The organism is uncultured Bradyrhizobium sp., from assembly GCF_936928535.1.
GTDB lineage: Bacteria > Pseudomonadota > Alphaproteobacteria > Rhizobiales > Xanthobacteraceae > Bradyrhizobium.
Genome location: NZ_CAKZHY010000126.1, coordinates 41378 through 60835 on the forward strand (window position 1 = coordinate 41378; position 19458 = coordinate 60835).

General features: G+C 62.9%; 22 protein-coding genes and 1 tRNA gene. 14 read left to right on the forward strand and 9 right to left on the reverse strand.

Annotated features, from left to right (window positions below; genetic code table 11):
* Positions 1-34 precede the first annotated feature (34 nt).
* Both Q0687_RS26355 and Q0687_RS26360 read right to left on the reverse strand, forming a co-directional pair.
* Positions 35-1048, reverse strand: coding sequence for a tripartite tricarboxylate transporter substrate binding protein (locus Q0687_RS26355; RefSeq protein ID WP_298883487.1), 1014 nt, complete (start codon positions 1046-1048; stop codon positions 35-37).
* Positions 1049-1179: 131 nt separating this feature from the next.
* On the reverse strand, positions 1180-1686 hold the full coding sequence (locus tag Q0687_RS26360) for an outer membrane protein assembly factor BamE (protein ID WP_298883489.1): 507 nt from the start codon (positions 1684-1686) through the stop codon (positions 1180-1182).
* 98 nt (positions 1687-1784) lie between these two features.
* Here Q0687_RS26360 and Q0687_RS26365 point away from each other — a divergent pair, with 98 nt between their 5' ends.
* From Q0687_RS26365 to Q0687_RS26395, 7 genes are all read left to right on the forward strand, one after another.
* Entirely contained in the window at positions 1785-2339 is a 555-nt protein-coding gene (locus Q0687_RS26365) for a ubiquinol-cytochrome C chaperone family protein (protein ID WP_298883491.1), read from the forward strand.
* Positions 2336-2917 (forward strand): DUF177 domain-containing protein, encoded by a 582-nt coding sequence (locus tag Q0687_RS26370; protein WP_298883492.1) that lies wholly within the window; start codon positions 2336-2338, stop codon positions 2915-2917. The genes Q0687_RS26365 and Q0687_RS26370 overlap by 4 nt, the downstream gene beginning before the upstream one ends.
* Before the next feature lie 293 nt (positions 2918-3210).
* Positions 3211-4272 carry a phosphate acyltransferase PlsX gene (gene plsX / locus Q0687_RS26375; protein WP_298883495.1) on the forward strand — a complete coding sequence of 354 codons (1062 nt, stop codon included), beginning with the start codon at positions 3211-3213 and terminating at the stop codon, positions 4270-4272.
* Positions 4269-5249 carry a beta-ketoacyl-ACP synthase III gene (locus Q0687_RS26380; RefSeq protein WP_298883497.1) on the forward strand — a complete coding sequence of 327 codons (981 nt, stop codon included), beginning with the start codon at positions 4269-4271 and terminating at the stop codon, positions 5247-5249. The genes plsX and Q0687_RS26380 overlap by 4 nt, the downstream gene beginning before the upstream one ends.
* Before the next feature lie 133 nt (positions 5250-5382).
* Complete coding sequence (locus Q0687_RS26385; protein WP_018456841.1) at positions 5383-5724, forward strand: integration host factor subunit alpha; 342 nt, start codon at positions 5383-5385, stop codon at positions 5722-5724.
* Positions 5725-5749: 25 nt separating this feature from the next.
* Entirely contained in the window at positions 5750-6328 is a 579-nt protein-coding gene (locus Q0687_RS26390) for a MerR family transcriptional regulator (RefSeq protein ID WP_298883502.1), read from the forward strand.
* A gap of 126 nt (positions 6329-6454) precedes the next feature.
* Positions 6455-6532 (forward strand) — tRNA-Pro (locus Q0687_RS26395).
* Positions 6533-6625: 93 nt separating this feature from the next.
* Here Q0687_RS26395 and Q0687_RS26400 read toward each other — a convergent pair.
* Entirely contained in the window at positions 6626-6868 is a 243-nt protein-coding gene (locus tag Q0687_RS26400; protein WP_298883504.1) for a hypothetical protein, read from the reverse strand.
* Positions 6869-7046: 178 nt separating this feature from the next.
* Complete coding sequence (locus Q0687_RS26405; protein WP_298883507.1) at positions 7047-7676, reverse strand: TetR/AcrR family transcriptional regulator; 630 nt, start codon at positions 7674-7676, stop codon at positions 7047-7049.
* Between the two features lie 121 nt (positions 7677-7797).
* Between Q0687_RS26405 and Q0687_RS26410 the strand changes: the two genes are divergently transcribed.
* Entirely contained in the window at positions 7798-8772 is a 975-nt protein-coding gene (locus tag Q0687_RS26410; protein WP_298883508.1) for an alpha/beta fold hydrolase, read from the forward strand.
* A 126-nt stretch (positions 8773-8898) separates the two neighbouring features.
* On the opposite strand, the gene Q0687_RS26415 is transcribed toward Q0687_RS26410, so the two are convergent.
* Entirely contained in the window at positions 8899-9138 is a 240-nt protein-coding gene (locus tag Q0687_RS26415) for a hypothetical protein (protein WP_298883509.1), read from the reverse strand.
* Between the two features lie 321 nt (positions 9139-9459).
* Between Q0687_RS26415 and Q0687_RS26420 the strand changes: the two genes are divergently transcribed.
* From Q0687_RS26420 to Q0687_RS26430, 3 genes are all read left to right on the forward strand, one after another.
* Entirely contained in the window at positions 9460-10368 is a 909-nt protein-coding gene (locus tag Q0687_RS26420) for a dihydrodipicolinate synthase family protein (RefSeq protein ID WP_298883511.1), read from the forward strand.
* Positions 10369-10510: 142 nt separating this feature from the next.
* A complete protein-coding gene (locus tag Q0687_RS26425; RefSeq protein WP_298883514.1) occupies positions 10511-11482 on the forward strand; it encodes an SDR family NAD(P)-dependent oxidoreductase in 972 nt (323 codons plus the stop codon).
* 274 nt (positions 11483-11756) lie between these two features.
* Positions 11757-12872, forward strand: a complete 1116-nt coding sequence (locus tag Q0687_RS26430) for an alpha/beta hydrolase (protein WP_298883517.1) — start codon at positions 11757-11759, stop codon at positions 12870-12872.
* Positions 12873-12899: 27 nt separating this feature from the next.
* On the opposite strand, the gene Q0687_RS26435 is transcribed toward Q0687_RS26430, so the two are convergent.
* Entirely contained in the window at positions 12900-13406 is a 507-nt protein-coding gene (locus tag Q0687_RS26435; protein WP_298883519.1) for a MarR family transcriptional regulator, read from the reverse strand.
* A 410-nt stretch (positions 13407-13816) separates the two neighbouring features.
* Between Q0687_RS26435 and Q0687_RS26440 the strand changes: the two genes are divergently transcribed.
* Entirely contained in the window at positions 13817-15301 is a 1485-nt protein-coding gene (locus Q0687_RS26440; RefSeq protein ID WP_298883521.1) for a porin, read from the forward strand.
* A gap of 283 nt (positions 15302-15584) precedes the next feature.
* On the opposite strand, the gene Q0687_RS26445 is transcribed toward Q0687_RS26440, so the two are convergent.
* From Q0687_RS26445 to Q0687_RS26455, 3 genes are all read right to left on the reverse strand, one after another.
* Complete coding sequence (locus Q0687_RS26445) at positions 15585-16061, reverse strand: GcrA family cell cycle regulator (RefSeq protein WP_298883523.1); 477 nt, start codon at positions 16059-16061, stop codon at positions 15585-15587.
* 72 nt (positions 16062-16133) lie between these two features.
* Positions 16134-16331, reverse strand: a complete 198-nt coding sequence (locus Q0687_RS26450; protein ID WP_007603456.1) for a hypothetical protein — start codon at positions 16329-16331, stop codon at positions 16134-16136.
* A gap of 200 nt (positions 16332-16531) precedes the next feature.
* Positions 16532-17473: an acetamidase/formamidase family protein gene (locus Q0687_RS26455; protein WP_298883527.1), complete on the reverse strand. Its 942-nt coding sequence runs from the start codon at positions 17471-17473 to the stop codon at positions 16532-16534.
* Between the two features lie 156 nt (positions 17474-17629).
* Here Q0687_RS26455 and Q0687_RS26460 point away from each other — a divergent pair, with 156 nt between their 5' ends.
* Entirely contained in the window at positions 17630-18433 is an 804-nt protein-coding gene (locus tag Q0687_RS26460; protein ID WP_298883540.1) for a YdcF family protein, read from the forward strand.
* Between the two features lie 150 nt (positions 18434-18583).
* Entirely contained in the window at positions 18584-19366 is a 783-nt protein-coding gene (locus Q0687_RS26465; RefSeq protein WP_298883530.1) for a DUF169 domain-containing protein, read from the forward strand.
* Positions 19367-19458: the final 92 nt, after the last annotated feature.

The following is a 19458-nucleotide window of genomic DNA, read 5'->3' on the forward strand; positions in this document are numbered from 1 at the left end:
GCACAGCGTCATCAGCTGCGCCGGACCCGGCAACCTACTGCACGTCCATTTGCAGCCCTTCCTTCTGGATGATGCCGGCGAACTTCTTCGTCTCGGCATCCACGAAGTCAGAGAATTGCTGCGGTGTGCCGTAGTCGGCGCGGGCGCCCATGGCGGTGATCTGCTTCCTGATGTCGTCGCGCTCCAGCATCGTCTTGACCTGCAGATTGAGCGCCTCAAGCACGGGCGCGGGGACGCCCTTTGGCAGAAACACCGAGAACCACGACGACACGTCGAAATTGGCAAGCTCCGGCGCACTCTCGCGCATCGTCGGCAGGTTGGGCGCGAGCTCGCTGCGCTCTGTCGTGGTGACGCAAAGGCCGTTGAGGGTGCCGCTCTGCACCTGCGGCAGGCTCGGATAGAGATTGTCGAACAGGATCTGGATGTCGCCGGCGAGCGCGGCCTGGAGCGCAGGCCCGGCGCCGCGGAACGGGATGTGTGTCATCTTCAGCCCGGTGAGCTGGAGGAACCAGGCGCCGGTGAGGTGAGGGCTCTGGCCGACGCCTGACGAGGCGTAGCTGAGCTTGTCCGGATTGGCCTTCAGATAGGCGATGAGCTCGGCGACCGACTTGATGCCGGTCTTCGGATGCGCCGACACGATGTTGGGGATCCGGATCATGTTGGAGACAGGCTGGAGCTGCTCCGGCTTGTAGGTGAGGTTCTTGAAGATGCTGTAGGCGATCGCGTTCGGACCGGGATTGCCGATCAGGATGGTGTGGCCGTCGGCTTTGGAACGGACGACCTCGGCGGTCCCGATCGTGCCGCCGCCGCCGGAGCGGTTTTCCACGACTGCGGTCTGGCCCCATGCGGATTGGAGATGGGCGGCGAGCAATCGGCCCATCACATCAGTGGACCCGCCGGCCGCAGCCGGCACGATGATGCGAACGTTCTCGGTCGGCTTCCAATCGGCAAGACTCGATCGCGGCAGGATCGCTGCGGCGGTCAGGCCAGCGGCACCGGCGAGCACGCGACGGCGGGACAGCAATCTCGTCCGAAGCTTGTTGGGCACGAATCCACTCCCTGCTTTTTGTTTTGCAGAGAGCGTAGGGAAGCGGGCGCATAACGGCAAGTCGCGAGCAACAGCACAGCTCGTGCGAACAGCGTCACGACGCCGCAGGCAGGCCGTGTCAGCTCACGATCTCAGTTGAAGCTGAGCAGCTTGAACAGCGGCGCAAGGTAGCTCATCTCCTGACCCGACGTCGGCGTGGTGCGACTGATGGAGTCGAAGATCTTGCCATCCTGGAGGCCGTAATTCGCAAGCCGACGTACCCGCCGGTTCTTGTCGAAATAGATCGCGATCACGCGCTGGTCGACCACCTTCTGGTTCATGAAGGCGATCATGCGCTCCGAGCGCTGCGAAATGTAATAGAACACCTCGCCGTCCAGGGTCGCGACGGTGGAGGGCGTGCCCATCACGATCAGCACCTGGTCCTGGCTCGCGCCGATCGGTATCTGCTCGAGCGCACCGGCCGGCAGGATGTAGCCCTTCTGGAATTGCTCGCCGGTGCAGCCCGCAAGCGCGGCGCCGACCAGCGTCACGGCCGCAAGCATGCGCAGGCCGCGCCAACGCGAGTTCAAGCGGTGCCAACGTGCATGAAGGCCGCGCCGCGGAGTTGCGCGCAGGCTGGTCTGGTTCGTTATCGTCATAGTGGAACTGATTCCGTCCCCTTGCGTCGCGCGAGGCGCTGAAGTACCGGGCGGGGCGTCTTAATGCAACTCGCGCGCGCCCGCTTGCGGAAACCACAATGCTTTGGCCGTTCAATCACTTCAGGAAACCCCGGCTAGCCCCGGCCGGCACCATTGAAGCCATCTATGGCATGATCGTGACGCAGGCGCGAGAACCCATATTTTACCGGGACTTGGGCGTGCCCGATACGGTTGATGGCCGTTTCGACCTGTTGCTGCTGCACCTGTGGCTGCTGCTACGGCGGCTGCGGACTGTCGCCCAGGGCCATGCAGAGCTGTCTCAGGCGGTATTCGACCGCTTCTGCGAGGACATGGACGACAATCTGCGCGAGATGGGTGTGGGCGACCAGAGCGTCCCGAAGCGGATGCGAGCGTTCGGCGAGGCCTTCTACGGCCGCGTCCAGGCCTACGACCAGGCGATCGAGGCGGGTATTGAGGCGCTGGCGCAGGCGATCTGCAAGAATATCTTGAATGGTTCAGGGCTTGATCAGGCGCGGCGGCTCGCCGCCTACGCGGCAGCGGCTGATGCCGATCTCGGCCAGGCCGGCGATTCCGCCCTGTTGCAAGGCTCTTTCAGGTTTCCCGTGCCGCTTCGGGAGGATGAGACGTCATGAACCGATCGATCACCGGGTCCGCGCCGGATCCCTGGCGTTCACCTGTAACAGTAGCGCAAATTCCCGATACCGGGCTTCACCGTGAACTCGAAGCCTCGGAGGCCGAGCGTCGGGCCATGGCCGATCTCGCGGGCCTGCGCGACATCCTGTCGGCCCATGCCGATTTCGACGTCGAGCCAAAGAGTGGCGGCCGGGTCCAGGTCACGGGCCGGGTCCGGGCTAGGGTCGGCCAGACCTGCGTCGTCACGCTCGATCCGATCGAGAGCGAGATCGACGAGGAGGTCGATCTGACCTTTGCGCCGGAGGCCGAGGCGCGGCGGCTGGAGGATCTGATCGAGGAAGGGCAGGACGACGAGGTGGCGCCGGAAGTCGCCGATCCACCCGAGGCGATCGTCAAGGGAATCATCGACCTCGGCCGCATTGCGACCGATGCGCTGTTCCTGGCGATCGATCCTTATCCCCGCAAGCAGGGTGCCATATTCGCGGCTGATATCACCGCACCCGATCCCCAGGACCATCCATTCGCGGCGCTCAAGGCGCTTCAGGACAACCAGCGGGGCAAGAAGAAGGGCAAATAGCGGGCATACCCCGTAAGACCGCCGTCCTGGGGGTGTGAGGTCCTTGCCGGACTGGTTTGAAAGGCTGTCTTATCCAATTGATTCTTATGCCATTTTCATGGATTTGAGTGCGGGCTGCCAGATTGCTCCTAGGCCAAAAGGCTGGGGGCAAGAGGTTGTTTCGGGATAACAAAACGCTATTGTCGCGCCCGGTCCGGGTGCGGCGTGGCGCTTGGCCGGTCGCCATGTCCATGGCGAACCCATTTTGCGGCCCGCTCGTTCAAGACCGCACCAGACCAGGTTTCCGGGATTCTATGCCAAGCAAGGTTCGCATCGCGCTGGACGCCATGGGGGGCGACGACGGCGCTGCCGTGGTCATTCCAGGCGCAGCAATTTCCCTCGCGAGGCATCGGGACACTGAATTCCTGCTGGTCGGAGACCGTGCCAGGATCGAGCCCGAGCTCGACCGGCATCCCCAGCTGAAGGCCGCTGCGAAGGTCATTCACACCGATGTCGCCGTCAGCGGCTCGGACAAGCCGAGCCAGGCCCTGCGTCGTGGCCGCAAAACCTCCTCGATGTGGCTTGCGATCGATGCGGTGAAGAAGGGGGAGGCCGACGTCGCGGTCTCCGCCGGCAATACCGGCGCGCTGATGGCGATGGCCCGGTTCCATCTGCGCACGCTGCCTGGCATCGACCGCCCGGCCATTTCAGCGATTTGGCCGACCATGCGCGGCCAGTCCGTGGTGCTCGATCTCGGCGCGACCATCGGCGGCGATGCGCGCCATCTGGTGGCGCTTGCGGTGATGGGCGCGGCCATGGTGAGCGTGGTGTTCGACAAGAAGCGCCCTACGGTCGGCCTGCTCAACATCGGCACCGAGGAGATCAAGGGGCACGAAGAGATCCGCGAGGCCGCCGAAATGCTGCGCGCGATGAACCTGCCGGAACTCGAATATATCGGCTTCGTCGAAGGCGACGGCATCGGCAAGGGGGTTGCCGATGTGATCGTGACCGAAGGCTACAGCGGCAACATCGCGCTCAAGGCCGCCGAAGGAACCGCGCGCCAGATGGCGGAATTACTCCGCAACGAGATTCAGCGGAGCTGGCTATCCAAGCTCGGCTATCTCTTTGCCCGCAATGCCTTCCAGGCGCTGCGCGACAAGATGGACCCGAACAAGTCGAATGGCGGCGTGCTGCTGGGTCTCAATGGACTGGTGGTCAAGAGCCATGGCGGAATCAACGCCGAAGGCTTTGCCTATGCGATCGATGTTGGCTATGAGATGGCTCACTACGATCTCCTGAACAAGATCAATCAGATGCTCAACCGCGAGGGTGGTGCACTCAATTCCGTGCAGACCGCGCAGGAGGCTGTTTCGTGACTCAAATTCGTTCGGTCGTGCTCGGCTGCGGCTCTTATCTGCCGGAGCAGGTGGTGACCAACGCCCAGTTGGCGGCGCGTATTGACACGTCCGACGAATGGATCGTGCAGCGCACCGGCATTCGCGAACGACACATTGCCGCCGAGGGCGAGTTCACCTCGCATCTGGCGATCAGGGCGGCGCAGGCCGCGCTCACCGATGCCGGCGTCGATGCGCAATCGATCGAGCTGATCGTGCTCGCGACCTCGACGCCTGACAACACGTTTCCTGCGACCGCGGTCTCCGTGCAGCACGGCCTCGGCATCAACCATGGTGCGGCGTTCGATCTTCAGGCGGTGTGCTCGGGCTTTGTGTTCGCGCTTGCCACGGCCGATAATTTCTTGCGTACCGGCGCCTACAAGCGCGCGCTGGTGATCGGGGCCGAGACCTTCTCGCGCATCCTCGACTGGAACGACCGCGGCACCTGCGTGCTGTTCGGCGATGGCGCCGGCGCGGTGGTGCTCGAGGCGCAGGAGCAACCGGGCAAGGCTGCCACCGACCGTGGCGTGGTGACGACCCATTTGCGCTCCGACGGCCGGCACAAGGCAAAGTTGTTCGTCGACGGCGGCCCGTCCTCGACCCAGACGGTCGGTCACCTGCGCATGGAGGGCCGCGAGGTCTTCAAGCATGCGGTCGGCATGATCACCGACGTGATCGTCGACGCCTTCCAGGCGACCGGGCTCAATGCCGACAGCATCGACTGGTTCGTGCCGCACCAGGCCAACAAGCGAATCATCGACGCCTCCGCCCACAAGCTGCATATCGCGCCGGAGAAGGTGGTGCTGACGGTGGATCGCCACGGCAACACCTCGGCGGCCTCGATTCCGCTGGCGCTGGCGGTGGCGCGCAAGGACGGCCGCATCAAGCGCGGCGACATGGTTCTGCTGGAAGCCATGGGTGGTGGCTTCACCTGGGGCTCCGCGCTGGTGCGCTGGTAAAGCCACATCAGATAAAATTTTGCCGGAATCAGCGCCGATATCGATGCGTCTGCATTGATGAGCGGTGTTGACCGCCGTATCGTAAGCTCATAATTTCAGACAACAATTGTTCGCCGTGATGTGGGGCAGGGCGATGACCGATCAAAGTAAAACCGTAACGCGTGTGGATCTCTGCGAGGCCGTCTACCAGAAGGTGGGGTTGTCGCGGACGGAATCGTCTGCGTTCGTGGAACTCGTGCTCAAGGAGATCACCGATTGCCTGGAGAAGGGCGAGACGGTGAAGCTGTCCTCCTTCGGCTCCTTCATGGTCCGCAAGAAGGGCCAGCGCATCGGCCGCAATCCGAAGACCGGCACCGAGGTGCCGATCTCGCCGCGCCGCGTCATGGTGTTCAAGCCGTCGGCGATCCTGAAGCAGCGGATCAACGCCCAGCACCGCACCAATGGCGATGCCAGCAAGGCTCAACCCGAGGCGTAATCGCCCAACGGATAAGGACTGGCATTTGGACAAGGCGCCGGATGCGTTCCGAACCATCAGCGAAGTAGCGCAGGAACTCGACATTCCGCAGCACGTGCTGCGGTTCTGGGAAACCCGCTTCTCCCAGATCAAGCCGATGAAGCGCAGCGGCGGCCGCCGCTATTACCGCCCCGATGACGTCGACCTGCTCAAGGGCATCCGCCGGCTGCTCTATGGCGAGGGCTACACCATCCGCGGGGTGCAGCGGATCCTGAAGGAGCACGGCGTCAAATCGGTGCAGGGCCTGGCCGACGGATCGGCTGCGGTCTCGTTCGGAGCCATCGAGGACGCCATCGGGGCGAGCCTGATGGAGCCGGACGACGAGCCGCCCATCAAGGGCGTCGCGGATGCCGATGACGACGACTACCAGGGCGATGAGGCGGAAGGCATCGACTTCCGCTTCACCGAGGTCGATGACGAGGACATCCTGACCACCTTCCGCAAGGGCGGCACGTCCGCCGCGCCTGCCGGCCCCAGCGCGCTGGACCGGGAACGGCTGGGGCGGGCACTTGCCGATCTGGTCGCCTGCCGGGAGATGCTGGATCAGGCGCTGAAGGACGCCTGACGGCGCTTTTGCTTTGGGCCTTGTCATTTGGCCTTGCGGGCAGTTCCGGCGGGCTTTGAGCGAACACACCAAAATGGTGCCGCTCGCCTTGCGCAAAGCGGCGATCCTAGCTAATGGAACGACGTTCGGAGCGTGGCGCAGCCCGGTTAGCGCACTAGTCTGGGAGACTAGGGGTCGGAGGTTCAAATCCTCTCGCTCCGACCATTTTCTTCAGCGAAGGGCCAAAATGTTTGCCCGATCACGGGATCGGCAAGCGATCTGCGGTCCTCCGAACAATCCGATATCAGTCGCTGGCGATCAGCACCCGTCGGGCGCACACTGCCGCTCCGCGTCGGCCTTGCTGCGTGCCCAGGTCGGAACGGCGAACGCAAGTTGATATTGCCCCATCGTGTCCACGAAGGAGGCTTCCGCGCTCTGCAGGCGTTTGGTCAGCCCGCCGACATCGAGGTCTACGGCTGCGTCGACGGCCAAAAGGGACATCGCGAGGCAAGCAACCGATCCTGCGATGGCGATCGCCTTCCATTCTGGTGACTCAATCATCTTACCTAATCACGTAATTATCGCCGGGCAAGTTTCAACCCCTTGCTTGGCTCGGGCAGGCGTTTTTGAGGTGTGACGGTTCGATAGCGGGGCGAGGCGTGTCGGCCTGATCGCCCGCGAATCGATCGCGGCTTTTGATACCACGACCTCGGGCGCCGAGGCTGGTCCAGAACGAATGCTAGGCGGATGGCCGCAGATATCCCACCACCATCCGCGTCGTCTCATCCACCAGCGTCCGTACGAGCTTGTCCGGCAGCGTCTCGGCCTGGTTCAGCACCGTGTTGTGCGCGACGGCTTCGATGGCGCTGACGCAGATGAAGGTGGCGACGTCGAGGTCGATCCTGCGCATCTCCTTGCGGCGGCTGTCGAGATAGGCACGCACGAGGGTATGGACCTCGCGGCTGAAGGCTTCGACGTCGAGCTTGCCTGCGCGCGGGATCTGCTCGGCAAGGACGCGATGCAGCTTGGGGTTGATACGGTGCGCGTCGATCGCGACGGTGACGAGGCGGCGCACGGCTTTCTCGAGCGGCATGTCGGCGACTTCGCAGAGTGTCGCACGAACGATCGCCATGATCTCCTCGTTGTGGCGATCGATCACGGCGGCGACGAGCGCCTCCTTGCTCGGGAAATATTGATACAACGAGCCGACGCTGACGCCTGCGACCTCGGCGATCCGGTTGGTGCTGGTCTTCTCGAAACCGTCCTTGACCAGAATGCGAGCGGTCGCCTCGACCAGGGCGTCGACCGTGGCGCGGGATCGCTCCTGCGAGGCGCTTTTTCGGGGTTTTGTCGGCGGCTTGCGGGCCACGGCCTTGTGATCCGAATGCGAGTAGGAAAAGCGAGTGAATACTCGCATTATATCGGCAAGTGGCGGCCGGTTAGCAAGCCTCTTCGTCGCCGCCTCGAACGAGCCAGATGGGGATGCGGCCATGAGCGTTGCCAGGATCGTATCAGCCCTGCAGTTTTGCCCTGAGGGTTGCGTGTTCAGTCCGCCGGACCGGCGCGATCCCGCGCCGAGCGTGCAGAGCCGCCTGTTCAACTTGCTGCTGCGGCAGCTCCCGTACAAGCGCCAGCTCGCTTCCGCCGAAGCGGTGCGGGCTCATGTGCAGAAGCTCGCGCTGGAGCCTGTAACGTTCGAGCCAACGGGTTTGGGCCGCGGTGTCGAGGCGACGCTGACCAAGATGGGCGGATGGCCGGTCTATTACACCGCACCGTCGTCGGGCCATGAGGGCTGCAACTTCGTCATGTTCCTGCATGGCGGCGGCTACATCAACGAGATCGTGCCGGCGCATTGGCGCTTTGTCGGCCAGATGACGCGCAAGGCAGGCGTCGTCTGCGTCGTGCCGATCTACCCGCTGGCGCCGCGCGCCACCGCAAAGGATGTCGTGCCTGCTACGGCCGAGCTATTGCGGATGCTGCTGGAGGATGCGGGGCAGGCGAAGGTCACGGTGGTCGGCAATTCGGCCGGAGCGGGCCTTGCCCTTGCGGCGTGCCAATGGCTGCGCGACCGCGGTCACTGCCAGCCAAGCCGCCTGATGCTGATCTCGCCGGGAGCCGATGCGTCTGTCAGCCGCCCCGAGCAAATCGAGATCGCCGCGCGCGATCCGATCCAGGATATTCCCGGCATCATCGAGGCCGCGCGGCTCTATGCCGGCGAGCTCGATGTCGGCCATCCCTTCGTCAGCCCGCTCAACGGCGCGTTCAGATCGCTCGCGCCGATGACGATCTTTTCGGGGACGCGCGATCTGCTCTACCCCGATAGCGTCGATCTCGCCGCGCGAGCGCGGGCCGCGGGTGTATCGGTCGAGCTGTATCTGTGGCGTGACCAGCCGCACAATTACGCATTGATGCCGACACCGGAGGGCCGGCGGGCACGTTCGATGATTTTGGGGGCGGTGGCTTGAAGAAAGTGCGTGACTGATGTCACGCTGCGCGTGGCCTCGGTTGAGACCTTGCCGCTGTGGTGCCCTCATGAAAGGGACGATGCGGCCCCTGGGGCGTCTCCTCGATGTCAGTAATTTTGCGGGGCCTTAGGCGTGTCCCTTGATCTCGTAATGGCCCGGCACGCATTTGTAGCGCTCGAGGCGCCAATTGTTGTGGTAGATCGGATGCTCGTCCATCCATTTTGCGAGCGGGGCCTGCGCACCGACTGCGCATGCCATCATCGACATGTCGGGCGTCATGTTGCTGTCGGTCACGATTTCCTCGACACAGCCGCCCGAAGCAGCAGCGCCAAGCCGGCAGAGCACGGCAACGACGGTTATGAACATTCCAGTCACCTCATCGGTAGTTTCGACCACGAGGAGGATGCAAGCCGAGTGCCACAGCCTGTGTCGGAAACGACACGCCAGCTGGGTCTGCTCGCCCCAGTGCCCCATTTGACGATTCGGATTGTAAAAAAATTGCCCATAAACCGAAGCCGGACAAATACGGGGAACCCACCGAATAATTGGCAGGGATGAGCGATTGTGGGGGCAGTGCCGCGCGATCAGCGCTTCACAAGGTTGGCGTAGCCGATACGCTTCAGACGTGCGGGTACTCGTCAAAAGAGCGGGGCCGCCACAAGGGTTATGGAACCGCGAGGGCAGACCATGAAGGTGCGACCGACCGGCGTTATTCCGCCGATGACAACGCCATTCCGGAAAGACGGCGAGATCGACTACAAGCTAGTGGCGCCGCAGGTCGATTGGATGATCGGTGCCGGCGCCCATGGCGTTGCGGCCGGTGGCTCGACCGGCGAAGGGCACACGCTCGACCACGAGGAATATCGCGACTTGATGGCGGCGACCGTGGAGGCGGTGAAGGGACGCATCCCTGTCATCGCCGGCATCATCGTCGATTCCACGCGCGATGCGATCCGCCGCGGCAAGCTGGTGCGCGACATGAATGTCGCCGCTCTCCAGGTCACGCCGGTGCACTATCTGTTCAAGCCCGATGACGAGGCGATGGTGGCGCATTTCCGCGCCATGGCCGATGAGACCGGCATGCCCATCATCATCTACAACGTGGTGCCGTGGTCGTATCTGTCGCCGGCGCTGCTGACGCGGATCATGACCGAGGTGCCGCTGGTCGTCGGCGTCAAGCAGAGCGCGGGCGATCTCAAGCTGTTCGCGGATCTCATGATGATGGCGCCGGACAAGCTGATCTACAGCGCGGTCGATGCCCTGATGTATCCGTCCTATACGCTCGGCGCCCACGGCTCGATCGCTGCGATCCTGACCGCTGCACCGCATGCCTCCGTCGCGCTGTGGGACGCCGTGAAGGCAGGTGACCATCCGCGTGCACTCGAGCTGCACAAGAAGCTGCTGACGCTGTGGAACGCGATCATTGCCGACAACCTGCCTGCCTGTACGCGCTACGCGCAGACACTCCAAGGCCTGCCCAGGACCTTTCCGCGTGCGCCGATGCCGGAGGCGTCACCCGCGCAGCAGGCGGCGACCCGCAAGGCGTTGGAGGCGTTGGGAGCGCTGGGCGGGCGGCACACCGAGGCAGCCGAATAGTCCGCACGCCGAAATAACTGATCTCGAATGGCAGCGCCGATCCGCTTTTACCTGCGGATGCGGCGCTGCTACATTTTGCGCGCGACCGCGTCGGCGGCGCAGCGACAAGAAACACACCGACAAGCGGAGGGCCGAAAGTCCCATGAAGGAATTTGCTGGAAAGATCGCTGTTATCACCGGTGGCGGCACGGGCATGGGACGGGAGCTCGCGCGGCAGCTCGTGGCCGAGGGCTGCAACGTCGCGATGTGCGACGTCTCGGAAGCCGCGATGGCCGAGACCAAGCGGCTGTGCGAGGTGGAGAAGCTGCCGCAGGGCCTGCGCGTGACGACGCATGTCGCCGACGTCTCGATCGAGGATCATCTCAAGCGTTTTCGCGATGAGCTCGCCGAGCAGCAGAAGACGGACAAGATCCATCTGCTGTTCAACAATGCCGGCATCGGCGGTGGCGGCAGCCTGTTCACCAACACGCGCGAGCAGTGGGAGCGCACCTTCAACATCTGCTGGGGTGGCGTCTATCTCGGCGTCCGCACCTTTCTGCCGATGCTGGTTGCGGCGGACGAAGCCCACATCATCAACACTGCCAGCGTCAACGGCTTCTGGGCCTCGATCGGCATGGGCCAGGCCCACACCGCCTACAGCTCGGCGAAGTTCGCGGTGAAGGGTTTTACTGAAGCGCTGATCAATGATCTCCGTCTGCACGCGCCGCATGTCAAATGCTCCGTCGTGATGCCCGGCCATATCGGCACCTCGATCGTCTCCAATTCACGCAAGGTGCAGAGTGGCGACGGTTCGGAGCGGCTCAACGCCGACGAGGTTGCGCTGACCCGCAAACGCATGGTCGCGGCCGCCGTGCCAGATGCTGACAAAATGTCGGACGAGGACATCCAGGCGGTGTTCGCCGAGCGCGCCCGCAGCTTCCTCGAGGATGCACCGACGACCGCGGCGCAAGCCGCCAAGATCATCCTGGATGGCGTGAAGGCAGAGCGGTGGCGTATTCTGGTGGGAGATGACGCAAAGCGTCTGGACGAGCGTGTCCGCGCGACGCCCGAGCAGGCCTATGACCGTGCCTTCTACGAAAGCTTTACCCAGGAGGTCGGCTGGCAGCTTGGCTGACTCCGTTCGGCGGAGGCGGTCAATTACCGCGCGCGTAAGTAGGTATGATCATCGTCATCGCAAGGGCGTGCACGACATTTTACTGATGTATTTGCGGCCGCCCCTGCCTGTCCTGACGCCCTTATGACGAAACGGAATGTGACGCATGCAATGATATTCCCGCGTTCAAGCGATGGTGATCTTGAACGGGTCTCATTCGGGGCAGCGCTGCTTGGTCGGTGAACTAAAATAGTTTAGTGAATCGGGGGTAATGCCACGATAGAGCGTCGCTCCGATGATACCCGCTTGCCTCTCCGACGACTTCATCCTCTGCCCGGAGAGAGAGGATATCTCCGCCGAGTTCACCCGGCTGCTGACCGCGGCACAAGAGGGTGGCGCCACCATCGCCGAATGCCTGATGATCGCGCGGCAGCTCAAGCGCGGCGACGAGCAGTCCTGGCATCGCGAGTGGAAGAAGCTGGCGCAGGCCAACCGGCATCGTGCCGAGGCAGCCTTCGCGGAAGGCCACATGGTCACCGCGCAGCGCAATTGGCTGCGCGCGATGAACTATTACGGCGCGGCCGCGATGCCGCTCGATCCCGCCGACGAGCGCCGCTGGGTGGCGGTGCTCGCGATGCAGGAATGCGCCCGCCGTTTCCTCACGGCCCGCGGCCCTGCCGGCGAAGTCGTGACAATTCCGTGGATCGAAGGGCATTCGTTGCAGGGCTATTTCCTGCCTGCGCCCGCGACCAGCGGTCGCGCTCCGACCGTGATCTGCATCGGCGAGCCCGGGCATCGCAAGGAAGAATTCCTGGTCAAGCTTGCGCCGCATGCGCGCGAGCGCGGATTCTCGATGTTGGCGCTCGATCTGCTCGGCGACGAGCGCGACGACTACGTTGACGTGCTGCTGCAGCGTCGGGACATCGAGAGCTCGATCGCCAGCGCGATGGATTACCTGGAGCTGCGCAGCGACGTCGATTTCGATCGCGTTGCGATCGTGGCCGACGGGTGGGGCTCATCGTTCGTTGCGCGCGCCGTGTTGCAGGAGCCGCGGTTTGCCGCGGCCGTCTGCGATGGCGGTCTGTGGGACCTGCACGAGCGGTCGTTCTTTGCCAGCCGCTTTGCCATGAGCGATCTCAGCATCGTTCCGGTACCGCATGCGCCGCTGATGGCGTCAGGCGCCGAATGCCCGGTGCTGATCACGCTGGGCGAGGATGGTTGGCTCGAAGCCGACCGGGCGCAGCAGATCGTGCAGAAATCCCGGCTCGGCAGCTCCGACATCGTGCTGAAAGTGTTCACCGCAGCGGAGACCGGCGCGGCGCAGGCACATGCCGACAATCCGAGCCTTGCCAACGAATACATCTTCGACTGGCTCGAATCCCAACTCGGCGCCGCTGGCAAGCGGATCTGAGCGCGGCCTTCGAGCGGAAGGGGCGCCTCAGAAATCCAGGGAGAGTCTGACGCAGGCTTTCTCGAGCCGACCCTTCAGCGTCGCGAGCTTGGTGGTGAATTCCGTCAGTTCGTTCTCGTCGAACTCCTGGAAGACGAATTCGCGAATCGTCTTGTACTGCTCGTTGAGGCTCGCGATGTGCTTCTGGGTCTTCTCGACCAGCGACAGCCGCACCACGCGGGCGTCAGTCGGTGAAGGGCGGCGGCGTAACAGGCCCTTCTTCTCCAGCAGCTTGGACTGGGTGGTGACGAAGGACGGGTCGACGTGAAGCAGCTTGGAGACCACGTTGATGGGGACGCCATCGTCCTTGTCGAGGTCGGAAATCGCCATCAGGATCAGCCATTGCGGTCCGCTGATGCCGAGCGTCCTGGCCCAGAACTGACGCAGCTCCTCCAGGTACATGTTGATCGAGGATATCTCCCAGGTGAATCGCCTGATGATATCCAGATTGCCGGCGGAGCGGAGGCGCGCCCCTTCTTTCCTCGTCGCTGACAAAGCGTCACTCCCGCAAGCTGATTCATTCTCGTCAGTTTTCGCGGCGGACATAGTCCACGCAAGTCTGCCCTGACGCAAGTGCAGAGCAGGGTAATTGTGTCACGGAAATTACAAATATGAGCCGGTCAGCATTTTGGGCAAGCTCCGGTGTTGCGCAGCAGACACAGGGTTAGCGAAACCAGTAAGCTGATCTAATAAACTATTTTGATTAACGGAACAGCGCAGGCATATTGCTCCCTGACGGTGGGGGGTTCTCGATCGTCCCGTTGCAGGTGGTTCGCTCACGTCCCTCGCGTCTCAAGCAGGTGCGTCCGAAGCGCGAAGCGGCCGAGCGGATTTGATGAAGAGACGGGGATCTGGGGGGCCTTGCGGTCCGATCTCCGTAAAAATGAGCAACTTGGAGGTTTTAAATGAAAGTGGTGAAGAGCCTTTTGCTCGGCACTGCGGCGGGTCTGATCGCCGTCGGTGGAGCTCAGGCGGCTGATCTTCCGTTGAAGGCCAAGGCCGTCGAATACGTGAAGATCTGCTCGCTGTACGGTGCGGGTTTCTACTACATGCCGGGCACCGACACCTGCATCAAGTTCGGCGGCTACCTGCGCGCCGACATGATTCTCGGTGGCGCTGGCGACTACGGTTTCAACAACAGCACCAGCTCTGCGAATGGTGGGTCGAACAACCGTTTGACCAACTACTATTACAGCCGCGCGCGTATGGACTTCAACGTCGATACCCGCACGGCGACCGAATACGGCGTTGTCCGCACCTACGCGGATATGGTTTTCACCTATGACTCGTCCAACGTCACCGGCAGCAACCCGTCGACGAGCTCGGCGAGCTCGGCTTCGCTCGGTCTCTACCACGCGTTCATCCAGTTCGCCGGCTTTACCTTCGGTCGCACCGTCTCGATCTTCGATGCCCCGTGGCAGAGCTATCCGGCTGGTGGTCCCGATAGCATTCCGGGCGGCTCCAACCACGTCAACGGTGTGAACCAGGTTGCCTACACGGCTGACTTCGGCCAGGGCATCACCGGTTCGATCGCGTTGGAGGATGAGACGTCGGCATCGAACGGCCAGTCGAATCTCTGGAACGTGTCGTCAGGCACGGCCGCTCAGTTCGTGACGGGCGTCTATGGTGCCAACTCCTGGGGTGGAACGCGTTCACCCGATATCATTGGTGCGGTGCGTGTTGACCAGGCTTGGGGTCTGGCCCAGCTGTCGGTTGTCGGACATGACATCCATGCCGGCTACTACGGCGCGACGGAACCCAGCGGTCATCCCGGCGACAAGTGGGGCTGGGCGGTTCAGGGCTCGTTGTCGATCAAGAACATCCCGACCGGTGCGGGTGACGCGATCAACCTGCAAGCCGTCTATACCGACGGTGCGACCCGTTACAACTTCCAGAGCCTGTTCCCGCAGGCGTTCTTCATGTTCGGCGGCAGCAGCGCGGCGTATCAGAGCATCGGCTTCGCCGGTCTTGCTGACGGCGTCTTCGGGACCGGTACCGGCATCGATACCGTCAAGACCTGGGGCGTCCGCGGTGGTTACACCCACAACTGGAGCCCGAACTGGGCGAGCGCCATCTATGGTGGCTATGCTTCGGCGAGCTACGGCTCGACGGGCAAGGGCTTGATCTGCGCCAACTTCGCCACGTTCGCCGTTGCCGGTGCGACTTGTAATCCGGACTTCAACTTCGGCGTTGTCGGTGTCAACACTGTCTGGACTCCGGTCAAGAACCTGGCGTTCACGGCTGACGTGAGCTGGTCGCGTCTGGACCAGAAGTATTCTGGTTTCATCAACGCTCCGGCGATTGCCAGCGCAGCCAAACCGGCCGCTGTGTACGAGCTGAAGGACCAGAACTCGGTCACCATGATGCTGCGCGCCCAGCGCAACTTCTGATCATCGATCGCGTCGATCGATCGACGAGCCTCGGCGGGCAACCGCCGGGGCTTTTTCTTGATCAAGGTTGATTTTGAAAATCAGAAATCTCCTGCGCGGCCGACGAAGACGAGCTATGCGATTCGATCGCTACCAATTTTATTTACTTACCTGAGTTGCTCAGCTATATAGTTCTCAGCCGGTTTCGAAAGTCACGGCTCTTAGCTTCACGCTAAGCCTCCAGAAACCTCCGGTAGTGCCCTGCCGGAGGTTTTTCGTTGTGGGGAAGAAGGCTCGGTTCGGCTCAGCCGCGCATGACGCGCGCGCGGGAGTTCGGCCGGTAGGCGAGGCGGATGTGGCCGGTGCAATAAGGCTGGCCGTCGTGCGCGGCGTTGCCGCAGAAGCAGAAATCCTCCGCGCCAGGCGTCGAGATCGGCCAGCGGCAGCGGGTCTCGTCGAGCTCCATCAGTGAGCAACGGTTGGCGTCGTCGATCGACCCGGTCAAGACTGTCGCGTCTGCTTCGCCGTAGATCGTGGCGAGCATTTCAAATTGCAGGCGAGGCACCGCTTTTGGCGGGCGCGGCGCGGAAGTCCTGTCGTGCAGCCTGCGCTCGGCGACCGGGCGGCCGCGGGTGAGATTGAGGCGTGACAGCTTGCCGATCACGGCGTTGCGGCTGACGCCGATGTCGGCGGCGATCTCGCGGCAGGACAAGCCGGCCTCGAAATGTTGCTTCAGCAGTTCAATTCGTTCGTTGGTCCAGGTCGGAGAGAGAACAGGCATTTGTAACGATCCCAGGTTGCGACATTTGGCCATCGCAGCTCGAGATCCGTCCGCTTCACGCCTGTCGCGCGCTCACGTTCTGCCGTTGTCGCGAATCGACAAAAGCCCGTCCTTGATGGCGAGACGGATACCTTCCTCGATCAATGTCCGTGCGACGCCGGGAACGCTGGTGCCGTGGGTGCCCTGTCTCACCAGTTTTTCCAGGTAGGTGATGGTCGAGAGCGCCAAGGTTACGGGAATGCGGTCAGTCTCGGCTTTTTCGGTGGCCATGCCTAAACGCTAGCCTCTTACGCAGGTACATAAAAGTAACGATTAAGACTCTATTTAGGTTCAGGGGTGGAAGTCAAATCCGGGTTTTAGCGGTGGTGCAGCACGTTGGAATCGCTCAGAAAAATGGACGTGCGCGGGCGTAGCGCGCGGAATCCCGGACGGTGGCGCGGCGTCAGCAGGTCAGGACGAGCGGGCCGGGCTCAGCCGTGCACGATGGCCTTTTCGATCATGCAATGGATGCCCTTGGAGCCGTTGACGGTCTGGGTCACCCGCAGATCGGCAGCTAAGCTGCACAGCGTATAGGCGTCTTCGCGCGAGAGGTTTCGTGTCTCGCCGAGCAGCACGATCATGTCGCGCAGTGCTCGCACCGCGCATTGGTCGAGATCCGGGTCCATCGCCATGGTGATGTAGTGCGTCGGCGTCTCGGCGCGGGGATAGGTGAACTGCAAATCCTTGCGCAGCGTCAGCCGGAAGCGGCCCTGCAACGCGGTCTCGATCGCGGTGACGCAGACCTCGCCGTCGCCCTGTACGCCATGGCCGTCGCCACAGGAGAACATCGCGCCCGGGACGAACACCGGCAGATAGAGCGTCGCGCCGCTGCCAAGCTCCTTGTTGTCGAGGTTGCCACCCATGGCGCGTGGGACGAGCGAAGAGATGCGGCCCCAGCCAGGGGGCGGCGAAACGCCCATCACGCCAAAAAACGGCTTCAACGGCAGGTCGAGGCCCCAGGGCATGCGGCCGACCATTCGTTCCCGGTCCAGCGGAATGTTGAGAAGTCGCGTCTCGTGAAAATCGTCGGGCAGGGTGCCGGCCAACGGCTTGATCAAGTTCCAGCCCCAATCCTGCCGAAGCTGGATGTCGAGAATATCGATCTGGAGGACGTCGCCGGGTTCGGTCCCATCGACGGCGATCGGCCCGGTGAGGATGTGACCCGGCACCATCCGATCGGGCTTCGCATGCACCTCGGACATCTCGGGCGGAACGTGAAACCGGCCGCGGTCGGGGATCACCTCAGGCCCGCCGCTGATGGTGTCGATTGTGACCTCGTCTCCGCTCGCGACCCTGAGGACAGGCTTGAGCCTGGCTTCGAAGAAGCCCCAATGGCAGGTTTCGGCGCTCGCATGCAGGTGGTGATGGGTCATTCGCGGTGTCCAGTCGGTTTCATCTGAAAGCGCTCGAGAACTTGCATTCGCCGGGCTTGACCCGGCGATCGATCCTCTTCCAAGAAGATTTCTGAAGATCAGCGGGCGGGTCAAGCCCGCGTGCCACAGCGACGATCAATTTCAGCGAGGTTTCTCCTGTTCTTCGTTCTTTCCAAGACACTTGGCGCCGCGGTGCTGCCGCTCAATCTTCTGGTCGAGCTCGGGATCATCTCGGTCGCGCTGATGGCAACGCGCTTTGCCGGGTTCGGCCGCAAGCTGGCCGTGGCCACGCTGGTCCTGCTCGCGCTGGCGGCATTTTCGCCGCTCGGCAATCTGCTGCTCTATCCCCTGGAATCGCGCTTTCCTCCGTGGGATCCGTCGCGCGGCGCGCCCGACGGCATCATCGTGCTGGGCGGCTCCGTCGATACCGATCTGTCGGCGGCCCATCACACACCGGTGGTCCCGCATGCGGCCGATCGCTTGTTGGCGCCGGCCGAGCTTGCGCGCCGCTATCCGAATGCCCGTATCGTCTTCACGGGAGGCTCAGCCAACCTGGTCTCGACCGACGCCAGGGAGGCCGACTATTCCGTGCCAATCCTGGAAAGCGTCGGCGTCCCGAAAGAGCGCCTCGTCGTGGAGCGGGACTCGCGCAACACCTACGAGAATGCGATTTTCACCAAGCGTCTTGTGGCGCCGAAGCCGGGCCAGCGCTGGCTGCTGGTCACCTCGGCCTTTCACATGCCGCGTTCGATCGGCATTTTCCGCAAGGCCGGATTTGACGTCGAGGCCTATCCCGTCGACTGGCGAATGGGCGGGCGCGAGGATTTGCTCTCTTTCACCAATATGAGCGCGGACGGTCTCGGCCGCACCGATGTCGCCGTGCGCGAGTGGATCGGCCTTCTGGCCTATCGCCTGATGGGCAGGACCGGCGAGTTGCTTCCAGGACCTGCCAAGGACTAGACAAGCGCTTCCAAAGTTCGAATCATATGAGATCTCCGAAAGCAGCTAGAATATTCGACCGAACGGGCAGTTCGCATATGATCAGTTTCATGGAATCGTTCGTCTAGAACAGAGCGCAGAAACGCAAACGATCCGCGCCGGGAGCACGCCATGCAGCAGCAAGCCGCTGATACGATCGACCTTGCCGGCCTGGTGGCCGATCTCAACAGCCTGTTGCGGCTGAAGACGACGGTGATTGGCATGAAGCTGTTCGCGCACGCCGCCGACATGGAGGCGATCCCGAAAATCCGGCGGCCGAATGCGGTCCACACCACCGACCAGATCGTCAGCATGGCTTCAAGGCTCGGCTGGACCGTGGGCATCACCGGCGACGATCTCGTCGGCGCCCAGTGTCGCGCGGTGATTGGCCTTGCGCCGCAGGACGAGAAATGGCTTGCCGGCGAGAACTACGTCGGCGTCTGGCACGGCACAGCCGAGGATGCGCGCAAGCGCCAGGAGGCGCTGGACGTGGTTCCGTTCGGGCAGTATCAGGCGCTCGCGGTCAGCCCGCTTGCAAGCGGGCGGCTCAATCCGCCCGACATCTGCCTCGTCTATGCGACGCCCGGCCAGATGATCATCCTGATCAACGGGCTGCAATATACCGGCTACAAGAAGTTCGAGTGGGGTGTGGTCGGGGAGACCGCGTGCGCGGATTCCTGGGGGCGGGCGCTCAAATCAGGCGAGCCCAGCCTGTCCTTGCCATGCTATGCCGAACGGCGCTATGGCGGCGTGCCCGACGAGGAGATGCTGATGGCGCTGAAGCCGCATCATCTCGCCAAGGCCATCGAAGGCATGAAGGCTCTGGCCAAAAACGGCCTGCGCTATCCGATCCCGCCCTATGGAATTCAAAGCGACGTCCGCGCCGGCATGGGCGTGAGTTACGCCAAGAAGTAAAGGCCCGTCATGAGCTCTACGAAATTCGACATCGTCGTCTACGGCGCGACCGGTTTCACCGGTCAGCTCGTCGCCGAATATCTGGCGGCGCA